Annotated in this window: 11 protein-coding genes, 2 tRNA genes and 2 rRNA genes; 9 read left to right on the forward strand and 6 right to left on the reverse strand. The window is 36.1% G+C overall.

What is annotated here, in order from left to right; genetic code table 11:
• The first annotated feature begins 136 nt into the window (after positions 1-136).
• The 7 genes from ACMDB5_RS10240 to ACMDB5_RS10270 all read left to right on the forward strand — a co-directional run bounded on the left by ACMDB5_RS10240 (position 137) and on the right by ACMDB5_RS10270 (position 7,185).
• Positions 137-3,020: ribosomal RNA gene (locus ACMDB5_RS10240) — 23S ribosomal RNA — on the forward strand.
• A gap of 128 nt (positions 3,021-3,148) precedes the next feature.
• A 5S ribosomal RNA gene (gene rrf, locus ACMDB5_RS10245) occupies positions 3,149-3,258 on the forward strand.
• A gap of 66 nt (positions 3,259-3,324) precedes the next feature.
• Positions 3,325-3,397 (forward strand) — tRNA-Phe (locus ACMDB5_RS10250).
• Positions 3,398-3,403: 6 nt separating this feature from the next.
• A tRNA-Leu gene (locus ACMDB5_RS10255) sits at positions 3,404-3,489 on the forward strand.
• Between the two features lie 103 nt (positions 3,490-3,592).
• The gene (locus ACMDB5_RS10260) at positions 3,593-4,027 is read left to right on the forward strand and encodes a nuclear transport factor 2 family protein (protein ID WP_413998164.1); all 435 of its coding nucleotides are present in this window, start codon (positions 3,593-3,595) and stop codon (positions 4,025-4,027) included.
• A 373-nt stretch (positions 4,028-4,400) separates the two neighbouring features.
• The gene (locus ACMDB5_RS10265) at positions 4,401-5,381 is read left to right on the forward strand and encodes a M20/M25/M40 family metallo-hydrolase (RefSeq protein WP_413998165.1); all 981 of its coding nucleotides are present in this window, start codon (positions 4,401-4,403) and stop codon (positions 5,379-5,381) included.
• Between the two features lie 265 nt (positions 5,382-5,646).
• Complete coding sequence (locus tag ACMDB5_RS10270; protein WP_413998166.1) at positions 5,647-7,185, forward strand: SulP family inorganic anion transporter; 1,539 nt, start codon at positions 5,647-5,649, stop codon at positions 7,183-7,185.
• 90 nt (positions 7,186-7,275) lie between these two features.
• Here ACMDB5_RS10270 and ACMDB5_RS10275 read toward each other — a convergent pair whose 3' ends face one another.
• The 4 genes from ACMDB5_RS10275 to ACMDB5_RS10290 form a co-directional block, all read right to left on the reverse strand.
• Positions 7,276-7,734, reverse strand: a complete 459-nt coding sequence (locus ACMDB5_RS10275; RefSeq protein WP_413998167.1) for an SRPBCC domain-containing protein — start codon at positions 7,732-7,734, stop codon at positions 7,276-7,278.
• A 25-nt stretch (positions 7,735-7,759) separates the two neighbouring features.
• Complete coding sequence (locus ACMDB5_RS10280) at positions 7,760-8,122, reverse strand: DUF2200 domain-containing protein (protein ID WP_413998168.1); 363 nt, start codon at positions 8,120-8,122, stop codon at positions 7,760-7,762.
• Between the two features lies 1 nt (position 8,123).
• Positions 8,124-8,516 (reverse strand): DUF1801 domain-containing protein, encoded by a 393-nt coding sequence (locus tag ACMDB5_RS10285; protein ID WP_413998169.1) that lies wholly within the window; start codon positions 8,514-8,516, stop codon positions 8,124-8,126.
• Between the two features lie 168 nt (positions 8,517-8,684).
• Positions 8,685-9,101 carry a winged helix-turn-helix transcriptional regulator gene (locus tag ACMDB5_RS10290; protein ID WP_413998170.1) on the reverse strand — a complete coding sequence of 139 codons (417 nt, stop codon included), beginning with the start codon at positions 9,099-9,101 and terminating at the stop codon, positions 8,685-8,687.
• Positions 9,102-9,193: 92 nt separating this feature from the next.
• Here ACMDB5_RS10290 and ACMDB5_RS10295 point away from each other — a divergent pair, with 92 nt between their 5' ends.
• Entirely contained in the window at positions 9,194-9,964 is a 771-nt protein-coding gene (locus ACMDB5_RS10295) for an SDR family oxidoreductase (RefSeq protein WP_413998171.1), read from the forward strand.
• Positions 9,965-9,974: 10 nt separating this feature from the next.
• A complete protein-coding gene (locus ACMDB5_RS10300) occupies positions 9,975-10,979 on the forward strand; it encodes an NADP-dependent oxidoreductase (protein ID WP_413998172.1) in 1,005 nt (334 codons plus the stop codon).
• A gap of 130 nt (positions 10,980-11,109) precedes the next feature.
• Here the strand turns inward: ACMDB5_RS10300 and ACMDB5_RS10305 are convergent, their stop codons facing one another.
• Together ACMDB5_RS10305 and ACMDB5_RS10310 are read right to left on the reverse strand one after the other, a co-directional pair.
• A complete protein-coding gene (locus tag ACMDB5_RS10305; RefSeq protein WP_413998173.1) occupies positions 11,110-11,649 on the reverse strand; it encodes a lipocalin family protein in 540 nt (179 codons plus the stop codon).
• 276 nt (positions 11,650-11,925) lie between these two features.
• Entirely contained in the window at positions 11,926-13,029 is a 1,104-nt protein-coding gene (locus ACMDB5_RS10310; protein ID WP_414000378.1) for a restriction endonuclease subunit S, read from the reverse strand.
• Positions 13,030-13,032: the final 3 nt, after the last annotated feature.

Genomic DNA, 13,032 nt, shown 5'->3' on the forward strand with positions numbered 1-13,032 from the left:
TCACGAATCCATAAATCCACAGATAACCGTTCATTGACATATTGAGATAAGAAAAATATTAAAAAGTAGAAAGCGTTTTTTACTATTTATAGTAAAAGACAAACAAAAACGGTCTTAATTAAATTTAAGATTGGTACAATAAGCAAAATAAGGGCGTATGGGGGATGCCTTGGCTCTCAGAGGCGATGAAAGGCGTGATAAGCTGCGAAAAGCTACGGGGACGGGCACACACCGATTGATCCGTAGATACCTGAATGGGGCAACCCACTATGTTGAAGACATAGTACACCGATAGGTGGGCAAACCCGCTGAACTGAAACATCTAAGTAGGCGGAGGAGAAGAAAACAAAAGTGATTCCGTAAGTAGTGGCGAGCGAACGCGGATTAGCCCAAACCAATGTTGTTACGGCAATGTTGGGGTTGTAGGACCACGACATTTCTTGCACAAGGAACTAGAATCTACTGGAAAGTAGAACCAAAGAGGGTGATAGTCCTGTATAGGTAACGAGTGTAAAGGATAGTGGTATCCTGAGTAGGGCGGGGCACGTGAAACCCTGTCTGAATTTGGCGGGACCATCCGCTAAGGCTAAATACTCCTGAGAGACCGATAGTGAACCAGTACCGTGAGGGAAAGGTGAAAAGAACCGTGAATAACGGAGTGAAATAGATCCTGAAACCATACGCTTACAAGCGGTCGGAGCCCTTTCGTGGGGTGACGGCGTGCCTTTTGCATAATGAGCCTACGAGTTAACGTTGCTGGCAAGGATAAGTGGTTAAGCCACGGATCCGTAGCGAAAGCGAGTCTGAATAGGGCGCTTTAGTCAGTAGTGTTAGACGCGAAACCGTGTGATCTACCCATGGACAGGTTGAAGCTGTGGTAACACACAGTGGAGGACCGAACCCGTTGACGTTGAAAAGTCTTGGGATGATCTGTGGGTAGGGGTGAAAGGCCAATCAAACTCGGAAATAGCTCGTACTCCCCGAAATGCATTTAGGTGCAGCGTTATGCGTAAAGTTATATAGAGGTAGAGCTACTGATTGGATGCGGGGGCTTCACCGCCTACCAATTCCTGACAAACTCCGAATGCTATATAATGTTTCATAACAGTGAGGGCTTGGGTGCTAAGGTCCAAGTCCGAGAGGGAAAGAACCCAGACCATCAGCTAAGGTCCCCAAATATATACTAAGTTGAAAGAACGAGGTTTGTCTGCCCAGACAGCTAGGATGTTGGCTTGGAAGCAGCCATTCATTTAAAGAGTGCGTAACAGCTCACTAGTCGAGCGGACGAGCATGGATAATAATCGGGCATAAGTATATTACCGAAGCTATGGATTTAGAGTTTACTCTAAGTGGTAGGGGAGCATTCTAACAGGGTAGAAGGTGTATCGTAAGGTATGCTGGACTGGTTAGAAAAGAAAATGTAGGCATAAGTAACGATAATGCGGGCGAGAAACCCGCACACCGAAAGACTAAGGTTTCCACAGCTATGCTAATCAGCTGTGGGTTAGTCGGGACCTAAGGCGAACCCGAAAGGGACAGTCGATGGACAACGGGTTAATATTCCCGTACTACTGTTAACTGTGATGGGGTGACGGAGTGATGAAAGTGCCGCGAACTGACGGAATAGTTCGTTGAAGTACCTACCTATAAGACCCGCAGGCAAATCCACGGGTTTTGGGGAAATACGATAGTACTCGGCGTCTTCGGACAAAGAGATAGTGCACCTAAGGGCTTCCAAGAAAAACCTCTAAACTTCAGGTTAATAGTACCCGTACCGCAAACCGACACAGGTAGTCGAGATGAGAATTCTAAGGTGCTCGAGAGATTCATGGCTAAGGAATTAGGCAAAATAGACCCGTAACTTCGGGAGAAGGGTCGCCAGCAGCAATGCTGGCCGCAGTGAAGAGGTCCAGGCGACTGTTTATCAAAAACACAGGGCTCTGCAAAATCGTAAGATGAAGTATAGGGCCTGACACCTGCCCGGTGCTGGAAGGTTAAGAGGAGATGTTATCTTCGGAGAAGCATTGAATTGAAGCCCCAGTAAACGGCGGCCGTAACTATAACGGTCCTAAGGTAGCGAAATTCCTTGTCGGGTAAGTTCCGACCTGCACGAATGGTGTAACGATCTGGACACTGTCTCAGCCATGAGCTCGGTGAAATTGTAGTAACGGTGAAGATGCCGTTTACCCGCAGTGGGACGAAAAGACCCTGTGCACCTTTACTATAGCTTAGTATTGACCTTGGATAAATGATGTGTAGGATAGGTTGGAGACTGTGAAGTGGCGTCGCTAGGCGTTGTGGAGTCATTGTTGAAATACAACCCTTTGTTTATCTGAGGCCTAACCCCGTTTTGCGGGGGACATTGCTTGGTGGGTAGTTTGACTGGGGTGGTCGCCTCCAAAAGAGTAACGGAGGCTTCTAAAGGTTCCCTCAGTACGCTTGGTAACCGTGCGTAGAGTGCAATGGCATAAGGGAGCTTGACTGAGAGACATACAGGTCGATCAGGTACGAAAGTAGAGCATAGTGATCCGGTGGTTCCGCATGGAAGGGCCATCGCTCAAAGGATAAAAGGTACGCCGGGGATAACAGGCTGATCTCCCCCAAGAGCTCATATCGACGGGGGGGTTTGGCACCTCGATGTCGGCTCGTCACATCCTGGGGCTGGAGAAGGTCCCAAGGGTTGGGCTGTTCGCCCATTAAAGTGGCACGCGAGCTGGGTTCAGAACGTCGTGAGACAGTTCGGTCTCTATCTACTGTGGGCGCAAGAAATTTGAGTGGATCTGATTCTAGTACGAGAGGACCGAATTGGACAAACCTCTAGTGTATCTGTTGTCACGCCAGTGGCACCGCAGAGTAGCTACGTTTGGAAGGGATAAGCGCTGAAAGCATATAAGCGCGAAACCCACCACAAGATGAGATTTCTTTTAAGGATCGTGGGAGATGACCACGTTGATAGGCTATAGATGTAAAGGCAGTAATGTCATAGTCGAGTAGTACTAATAATCCGTAAGCTTATGTACACCTTTTCCTCCGGGGTAACCCGGAGGAAGAAACTTTCTAAATAAATACTTTTTTCTTTATCTCAGTATGTTAAGATATTGTGTAATGTTGATCCATAAATAATGGATTACCCATTGCAAAACGACCTTAAGGTGGTTATTGCGGCGGGGCTCACCTCTTCCCATCCCGAACAGAGAAGTTAAGCCCGCCTGCGCAGATGGTACTGCAGTTATGTGGGAGAGTATGTCGTCGCCTTTCTTTAAAAACCCGATTCTTTAGAATCGGGTTTTTTATTCATACTTCTTATTTTAAGTAAAGTATAATGGTACCTTAGCTCAGATGGTAGAGCAATGGACTGAAAATCCATGTGTCCCTGGTTCGATCCCTGGAGGTACCACATAATGCTCGGATGGTGAAATTGGTAGACACGCTGGACTTAAAATCCAGTGAACAGCAATGTTCGTGCGGGTTCAAGTCCCGCTCTGAGTACTAAGAACTTCAGTTAGCTAATGCTAGCTGAAGTTTTTTTATTTAAAGCAAATATGTTTTTAATATTTTTTATACTTTTATTTTCAAATCTAAATTTATTTCGATGAAAAAGATACTCATTTTTAGTGTATTGTTTTTTGGGTTAGTTTGTAATGCTCAAAAAGGGGAAGTAGAAGGAGTTATTGAGAATTTTTTTAGTGCATTTCATCAAAAAGACACTGTGAGACTAAAATCGGTTTGCTATGATAGACTTATTTTGCAATCTATTAGCGAAAATAGTGTAAAAGGGAATAAATTATCTGACGAAAGTATAACTGAATTTTTCAAATCTATTGCAAAAATTCCGTCTAATGTAAAATTTAAAGAGAAAATATTAAGTTATAACATCCAGATTGATGGGAGTATGGCTCATGTATGGGCTCCGTATGAGTTTTATCTTAATGATAAGCTGAGCCACTCGGGTGTAAATACATTTACTTTATTTAAAGAAAATAGTAATTGGAAAATTGTCTACCTGATTGATACAAGAAGGAAATAATCTAAGTTTTGTAGGATTTTGAGCGTACGGTAATTACAATTATTTTTCAATGTGAATACGGTACATTTAGGTTTTGCTCTGCTTGTTTCGATTTCAATAAAAAGAGATTTCCCTATCAATTTTGTTCACAAAATGTCTTTTTGTATTATTTGCATCAATCGCTTTTAAAGAATATTCATACTTAAATGAATACTTTTTTATTTGAAAAATCGTTTTAACTTCCTGTTTCTATTTTAATTGCTTTAAATCAATGAGCTGTAAATTGATAGAAATTGGTTGATTTTAATAATAACTCAGAGAATATTTATATTTTTGGATATCGTTATCAAAATGTAGCAATTTTATTAAATTCAAATTATCCAATATTCAAAACATGTCATTATTTCAAAAGTCTAAATTCATAATTCTTATCTCCTTTTTATCATTTATCAATACTGATATAACAGCACAAAATGGCATTAATGCAAGTACTTTTTACAAGCATGATGAATATCTCTCTTCGGATAAAATGGAAGGTCGTTTTCCTGGAACAAAGGAGAATAATAAGGCAGCAAGTTATATAAAAAAGCACTTTAGGAGATATGGCTTAAAAAAATTCAATAAAAACTATTATCAATCTTTTAAACTATTTGTAAAACCGGATATAAATAAGGTGAAATCTGATACCGTGACTACCCAAAATGTGGTTGGCTATTTCGAGGGTTCAGATGATTCTCTTAAAAAAGAATTTATTGTAATAGGTGCCCACTATGACCATTGGGGATGGGGAGGAAAGGGATCAAGCAGTAAGAAAAAAGATACTGTTGCAATTCATAATGGAGCAGATGATAATGCCTCAGGTGTTGCAGCCTTACTTTCAATTTTGGAAGAATTGTTAAATGCTAAAACTAAACCTAAAAGGAGTATTATTTTCATTGCTTTTAGTGGGGAAGAAGAAGGATTGCTAGGCTCTAAATATTTTGTAAATCATTTGCCTGTTGATAAAAATGCCGTAAAAGTAATGTTGAATATGGATATGGTAGGGAGATTAAACTCCGACAAGCAAATTTATATGGGAGGTGCCGGAACTTTTTCTGATGGTGTTGCTTTGATGAAAAGATTAGGAGAAGACAGCGGACTTAATCCTATTATACATGCTGGAGAGGTTGGAGGCTCTGATCATGTTTCATTTTATAAAAGCAATATTTCGAGTATAGGTTTTCATACAGGCGGTCACCCACAATACCATACTCCTGAAGATGATATTGATTTAATTAATAGCGAAGGTGGAGCATTGGTTTGTAAATACATTTATAACGCATTAATTGAAATCGCAAACTATAAGCAAGCACTCAATTTTATTAAGCAAGATTAGTTAACCGATATTTAACCTTCTCAAAAGTTGTGAATAACTTTAGATGTTTTACATAGGAATTGCTGTTATAGGCTGCCCTTTTATTTTTTTGTTAAAAGTTTATTTTTGTAAAATTTTTATGAGAAATAACAACTTGTATACTTAATAAAATTTATTCCGTCTTGATTTAACGCTTTTAAATCAGTGGATTATTCCACACAACTAATCGATTAGTATTTCGATGCTTTTTTGTTATGCCAAAAATGCGTTTCAAATTATATTATTTATGAAAAATTTTTTCAACTTATTTGATTTATCGCAGAAGGTAAATTACAAGACAGAAGTTTTAGCAGGTTTAACAGTTGCAATGACTATGATACCAGAATCTTTGTCGTTTGCAATTTTGGCGGGTTTCCCTCCTTTAGTGGGGCTTTATGGGGCATTTATAATGGGGCTGGTAACTGCAATTTTTGGTGGTCGACCAGGGTTGATTTCAGGTGGTGCCGGAGCTACTGTTATTGTTTTAATTGCGCTAATGAAATCGCATGGTATTGAATATGTTTTTGGGGCAATAGCATTGGCTGGAATTATTCAGATTGTTGTAGGATTATTAAAGCTTGGAAAGTTTATTAGATTAGTGCCACAACCCGTAATGTTTGGTTTTGTAAACGGATTGGCGATTATTATTTTCATGTCGCAATTAGAACAATTCAAAACCGTTGTTAACGGACAAATAGAATGGATTACAGGTACGCCTTTTTTAATTATGGCAGGCTTGGTGGCATTGACCATTGCAATAGTGGTATTAGTGCCAAAAATTACAAAAGTTGTGCCTTCGTCATTGGTAGCAATTATTATTGTTTTTGGATTGGTGATGCTTTTTAATATTGATACGAAACAAGTGGAGGATATAGCTTCTGTGAGCGGTAGCTTGCCACCCTTTCATATTCCTAATATTCCATTGAATATTGATACCCTCCAAATTATTTTTCCTTATGCCCTAATTATGGCAGCGGTAGGTTTAACAGAAGGATTATTGACCTTAAATCTTGTTGATGAAATTACCGCAACAAAAGGAAACAGTAACAAAGAATGTCTTGCACAAGGTGGAGCAAATATTTTGAACGGTTTTTTCTTTGGTATGGGAGGCTGTCCGATGATTGCACAAACGCTTGTCAATCTTTCAGCAGGTTCGAGGGCAAGACTTTCCGGAATTGTAGCGGCGTTAACGATTTTGGTTATCATTTTAATTGGTGCTCCTGTAATTGGAAAATTACCTATGGCTGCATTAATCGGAGTAATGATTATGGTAGCAATTGGTACTTTTGAATGGGCAAGTTTGAGAATTTTTAAACATATGCCTAAGTCTGATATTTTTGTGATGATTGTTGTTATGTTAATAACGGTTTTCCTTCATAATTTGGCTTTAGCAGTTTTAATTGGTGTGATTATTTCAGCGTTGGTATTTGCTTGGGATAATGCTAAACGAATCCGAGCAAGAAAACACGTTGATGAAAATGGTGTAAAACATTATGATATCTATGGACCTTTATTTTTTGGTTCTGTTGCCGGATTCTCTGAAAAATTTGATGTAATAAACGATCCAAATGAAGTTATTATTGACTTTGCAGAAAGTCGTGTGGTGGATATGTCTGCCATTGAAGCTTTAAACGCAATAACGCATCGTTATCATAAAGAAGGTAAAAAGGTATATTTACGACATTTGAGCCAAGATTGCATTGCTTTACTTAAAAATGCGGAAGCAATTATTGATGTAAATATAATAGAAGACCCGACCTATAAATTGGTTGTGAATGAAATTTAAAAAAATGAAAAAGGCATTACGTAATCGTAATGCCTTTTTTTATAAACCTTTATGTTTCTTTAATCGTAATTGTTACATATTTGTGTCATTCTATTTTTTACACATTTTTTTCAATTTGTCGAGGGCTTTTGGGTAGGTCTGGGTCATATAATCTAAAAAATCTTCTGTTGTGTCTAAGTCAACAGTAACTGTGGTAGTTCCGTTGTTTTCTTCGAAAGTATAATTTTCAAATCCATTGGCCCATTTTTCAACGTCTGGTCCTTCGGTTATTTCTACATTAGCTTTTACAAGTCCGTAATGTCGAATGGAAACAAAATGGTTGGGAATGTTGTCAACTATCTCTGAAACCATGCCACCCTTTTCTCCTTTTTCATCAACTCCTATAAATAGCATTTTGCTGCCCTTATCCCAACTCCCTTCATAGGTAGATGTTGGATTAAACAAAGCGGTCCATTGCTCATAAGTTGTTTTATTGCTAATGCCCAGCATTACATCATAAACTTTTTTTGCAGGGGCATTAATGCTAACATTGAATTGTAATTTTTTCATAATTATCAATTGTATAGATTACTAGTTAACTTCTTAAAATTTTCTCCATCTTTTTCCCTTTCGCTAATTCGTCAACCAACTTGTCAAGATACCGAACTTGTCTGGTTAAAGTGTTTTCAATTTCTTCAATTCTGTAACCACAGATAATGCCTTTAATCAGGTCAGCAGCAGGATTCAATTTTGCTTTATTAAAAAATGTTTCAAAAGTTGCATTTTCTTCTATCAGCTCTTGCATTTTTTTTTCGTCAAAACCGGTTAACCATTCAATGACTTGATGCAATTCTTCTTTTGTTCTGCCTTTTTTCTCCACTTTCGTAACATAGTGAGGATAAACAGTCGCAAAAGTCATTTTTGCCATTCGTTGGTTATGTTCAGCTGTTATCTGCATACTATTTAAGTCTTTCTAATTTTCCTTTTCTTTTTATTAGGTTCTTATAATCCCATTGGATTTGTCTTGATTTTTGAAGCCAAGCCATTAGATCTTTCGTGTTGATTTCTGATACATCATTATAAAAAATGGAAGCATCTTTAAATTTAGCTCCTTTAATGTTTAAGTTTTCTTCGTCAAAGTCAGCTCCGCTCCAAAACATAAGTCTTATTCCTTTTTTCTGTTTGCTGTAACCAACTGTCGGATTGTCGTCCAAAAACCAAACTGGATGAGCGTGCCAAATTTTACTTTCTGCTTCGGTCAATTCGTTGTCAATTGTCAGAGCAAGCAAGTCGCAAATTTCTTTGTCTGTTTCTGTTTGCCGGTCGTTGTATGATTTAATTTCTTTGTTCATTATCGTCCGAATGTTGTCGTGTTTGCTGTCTTTTAACATAGCCTATAACGCTATCTCGCTTCACGCGGTTGCGAAAAAGCGAACTGAATTCTCTCTACCGAAGATAAGCTTTCTTCTTGAATTTAGACGTTTAACTTACCAAAAAACTGCAGTAGCATGAAACTGCAGTTAACTGCTGCTTTTTTTTAATTCTTTTGTTGCTGATTTTATAAAAGCGTCTTTGTCTTTTCTTATCTCTTTCAATTCGGCTTTTTTAGCAGGTGGTAATACAAAGTATTTGTCAGCCCACAAGTTTATTTCTATCATTATAGGCAATAAGTCAATTCCCTTTTGAGTGAGTTTATATAAAACTTTCGCCTTGCTATCTGGGTGGTCTGATTTTTCTATCATATTATTTTCTTCCAATAGCTTAAGTCTTGATGCCAGTATATTGGTTGCAATTTTTTCCTCTGATTTTAAAAAGTCGCCATAAGTACAACTTTTTGCATACATCAAATCTCTCACAATAAGCAAAGACCACTTGTCACCCCATATATCAAGTGAACAACTAATTGGACAATCTGACCTTTTTTTTAATTCTGTCATAATATTATTTTTAAAGCACTTGCGTTTTAAAAGTTAATTTATACATTTACACTTTCAAAACGCAAGCAAATTTACAAAATTATTATTGAGGTATGGAATTAAAAGAAAAAACAATTTTGATAACCGGAGGAGCTTCAGGTATTGGTTTGGAAGCAGCAAGACAATTTTTGGAGATTGGAACAAAAGTTATCATCACAGGAAGAAATCAAGATAAATTAAACGCTGCTAAAAAAATGTATCCAAAACTTATTGCGATAAAAAGTGATGTTTCAAAAGCAGAAGATGCACTGTCGCTTTTTAATCAAGTTAGTGAATTGGGTGGAATTGATATTTTGTATAACAATGCAGGTGTTGGCGTAAAACCTTTCAATTTAGGAAACCCAAATAATAAACATCTTGAGGGTGCAATTTATGAAATGGAAGTAAATTATTTTGGTGTAATACAATTGAATAATCTTTTTATGGAAATGCTAAAATCAAGAAATGAGGCTGCAATTATCAATACAACTTCTATTCTTAGCATTGTTCCATCTTTTATTGAAGCTACATATTCCTCGTCAAAAGTAGCCTTGGCATTTTATACAAAATCACTTAGAAGACATTTAGAGATTATAAACAGTCAGGTTAAAATATTTGAACTTTTACCGCCATTGGTTGATACTAATTTGGTTGCAGATCGAGAAGACAAAAAAATGAGTCCCGAAGAATTAGTAAAACAATTGATAAACGGAATGCAGAAAGATCAATATACTATTCGCGTTGGCGTAACTAGATTGGTTTATCAAATTAACCGTTTTTTTCCAAAACTAGCATTTAAGCTTATTAATCCAACAAAGGACAATAAAATAATACAAAAACAATAACATAAAAAATATGAAAGCATTTGTAGTTAATAAATATAGCAAAACGGATAAATTGAAGTTTACGGAAGTAAAAGATCCAAGGGTAAAAGAGAATGAAGTTTTAGTTCAGATTCATGCTGCAGGTGTTAATCTGTTAGATTCCATGATCAAAACTGGTGCCTTCAAACTATTCTTGCCTTATAAGACACCTATAGTAAATGGGCATGATATGGCAGGAACAATTGTAAAAATTGGCTCGTCAGTTCAGAATTTTAAAGTCGGTGATGAAGTTTATTCAAGAGTTGGTGATTATAGAATAGGCACCTTTGCAGAATATATTGCTGTTAAAGAGAATGATTTGGCGTTAAAACCCCAAAACGTAAATATGGAACAAGCGGCTTCTATTCCGTTAGTTGGACTTACTTCTTGGCAATCTCTTGTAGAAATTGCAAAACTCAAAAAAGGACAAAAAATTTTCATCCAAGCTGGTTCTGGTGGTGTTGGTTCATTTGCAATTCAGTTAGCAAAACATCTGGGTGCTTTTGTGGCAACAACAACAAGTACAAAAAATATTGAGTGGGTTAAAAGTCTAGGTGCAGATCTTGTAATTGATTATAAAAATGAAGATTTTGCTGCCATTTTGAAAGATTATGATGTTGTTTTACATAGCAATAGAGATGCAAAAGTTCTAGAAAATTCTTTAAAAATTCTTAAGCAAAATGGTATACTTATTTCTCTTACTGGTCCACCAACACCTGAATTTGCGAAGAAATTAGGCTTGCCTTGGTATGTAAAATTAATTGTTGCTTTGATCAGTCGAAGTGCCAGAATTTTGGCTGAAAAACGCAAAGTAAACTTTACATTTCTGTTTATGGAAGCTAATGGTAAACAATTAGCCGAAATTACAAAGTTGATTGAAGCTGGAATAATTAGGCCAATCATTGATAAAACCTTTCCGTTTGAACAAACAAATGAAGCGTTGACTTATGTAGAGACAGGTAGAGCGAAAGGAAAAGTTGTCATCAATGTCAAGTAGGTTTTTTTAACGACAATCTTAAAGTAGCAGCTAACATTTTGAAGCTACCCGAAGCACGGAAGTTTTACCACAAAACTGTCTTTGGAACACAAAATTCCACCTTTTGGGTAGCTGCTGTTATGTGTTGTATTTATTTCTTTTTATCATGTTCAATCCATAGTAGCTTGGATGTGTCATAACCAACTTTCTCTGCAATTGCTAGATATTTAGTTTTAATATCTTCAGGTATTGAAGTCTCTCGAGAAAGGATCCATAGATAATTTAAACTCCCACCAGCAATAAGTGCATATTTGTAGTCTTCATCTATTGCTAAAACATTATATCCTCCGTAGAATGGACCGAAAAAGGAAACTTTAAGCATCGCTGTGCTATCATTCCTAACAAATTTGGCTTTACCAATTGATTGTTGCCATTGGTTTTTAACGGTATTATACCCTTGATTATCAACTTTAATTGTTCCGTTTTCATTCAGAGAATATTCAGCAGAAGTATTGTTTAAATTTCTTTCAAATTTAAAATCAAATCTAGCCACCTCATACCATTTACCGAGATATTTTTCTTTATCGAAAGAATTAACAGCAGTGGCGTTTTTAGGTATAGTAGTACATGAAAATAATCCTAGCATGGTGACTGAAATTAGTAGTATATAAATTAAAAATCTGTTTGTCATTTTATTTTTATTTGAACTTGATAGTTCGTTATTGCAAATAATGTTTCAGCTTTACGAGGTTTGGGATTAAAGATGCGAGTTTTTTCCATTATGCACAAATTTTGCAAATACAAAACCATTTTTAAATTCAGCCTAAAACCCAAATCTATTGTAACGGCTGTTGGTGGCTGCACTTCTTTCCATCACTAAATTTCTATTGCAACGATGTTATAAAATTTTTAATTTTAGTTGCTATAATTCTTTTTCGGTTATAATATTTTTTCACAAAACGGTTGTTTACTCTAATTTATTATTGATGTACAAAACAACATCTTTGATAACTAATTTTTGAATAGCGGAGATTAGGGTCTCCATAAATTCATAATCTGGTTTGTTGTGTTTTATAGGTAATTGAATGTATTTATTTTTTACAACATTCCATCCTCCTAATTTATTTTTATATGAATATATAGATAAATCTGTTACTTTATTAATACATTGGACAGCAAACAAATACTGGTTTGGTAATAGTTTAACACTATTGAAAATCCAGTGAATTGCATATGCATCAGATAGAATAGTAAATTCATTTGATTGGAAATAAGCTCGATAAACATCGCTATTCGAAGGAATTGAAATTACATTCTTTAAAATTGTTAGCTCATCTTTAGGTACAAAATAGTTTAATCCTTGGTTTTTGAAACTAGAAGTTAGACACGGAAGTGTATATTTTCCTGTCATCTCTTTTGGTAGTTCATCCGCTTTGAAAGATAACTTTTTTGTCTTTATTTTTTCAAATAAATCTCCGAGCTTAAACTTGCCCCACTCAATATTTTTATATTCATTTAAAACTTTTTCTTCTTCTTTTGTCAAGCTGTAGTCTTTTAATCCAGTATTTACTAAATAGGCTTCTAACTTGATAATTCGCTCTGCTTCCAACTCGGAAATAAAGTTTTCGATAAAGTCAAAATCTATCTTACCTTTTTTGGTTGGAAGCTGGATTTTACTACTTAAAAATAATTTATCAACATCTCTAACAAGTACTGATAATAATTTTTGTTTATTTAAAACTGATGTTAAAAAGCAAATAGAATTTTTAGGAAGTTGAATTTTAGGGACAATTTTTCTAACAAACTGTCCAGCATACCAAGGTTTATTTCGATAAAAAAAATCCATCTGTAAAAGTCCTAAACTCCAATTTCCCGCATTGTTAATATTTTCGTTATTTACAAACCCTGTTTGCTGTAAAACCCCTTGATTTTGAGAAGTTCTTGTAACATATTCATATTCATTCCCTTCAATAAGACTATCTGTATTAAAACTTAAAGTGTTATGTATACTAAACAAATCCTCCAATTTAAATTCCCCCCACTCAACTTTTTGTAATTTCTCGTTAAGCAGGGT

The organism is Flavobacterium sp. W1B (assembly GCF_047344965.1).
Classification (GTDB): domain Bacteria; phylum Bacteroidota; class Bacteroidia; order Flavobacteriales; family Flavobacteriaceae; genus Flavobacterium.

Bases quoted from the DNA above. Each gene is read 5' to 3' on its own strand.
- ACMDB5_RS10260 (WP_413998164.1), top strand. From the start codon at position 3,593: ATGAAAAAGATACTCATTTTTAGTGTATTGTTTTTTGGGTTAGTTTGT.
- ACMDB5_RS10265 (WP_413998165.1), top strand. From the start codon at position 4,401: ATGTCATTATTTCAAAAGTCTAAATTCATAATTCTTATCTCCTTTTTA.
- ACMDB5_RS10270 (WP_413998166.1), top strand. From the start codon at position 5,647: ATGAAAAATTTTTTCAACTTATTTGATTTATCGCAGAAGGTAAATTAC.
- ACMDB5_RS10275 (WP_413998167.1), bottom strand. From the start codon at position 7,734: ATGAAAAAATTACAATTCAATGTTAGCATTAATGCCCCTGCAAAAAAA.
- ACMDB5_RS10280 (WP_413998168.1), bottom strand. From the start codon at position 8,122: ATGCAGATAACAGCTGAACATAACCAACGAATGGCAAAAATGACTTTT.
- ACMDB5_RS10285 (WP_413998169.1), bottom strand. From the start codon at position 8,516: ATGAACAAAGAAATTAAATCATACAACGACCGGCAAACAGAAACAGAC.
- ACMDB5_RS10290 (WP_413998170.1), bottom strand. From the start codon at position 9,101: ATGACAGAATTAAAAAAAAGGTCAGATTGTCCAATTAGTTGTTCACTT.
- ACMDB5_RS10295 (WP_413998171.1), top strand. From the start codon at position 9,194: ATGGAATTAAAAGAAAAAACAATTTTGATAACCGGAGGAGCTTCAGGT.
- ACMDB5_RS10300 (WP_413998172.1), top strand. From the start codon at position 9,975: ATGAAAGCATTTGTAGTTAATAAATATAGCAAAACGGATAAATTGAAG.
- ACMDB5_RS10305 (WP_413998173.1), bottom strand. From the start codon at position 11,649: ATGACAAACAGATTTTTAATTTATATACTACTAATTTCAGTCACCATG.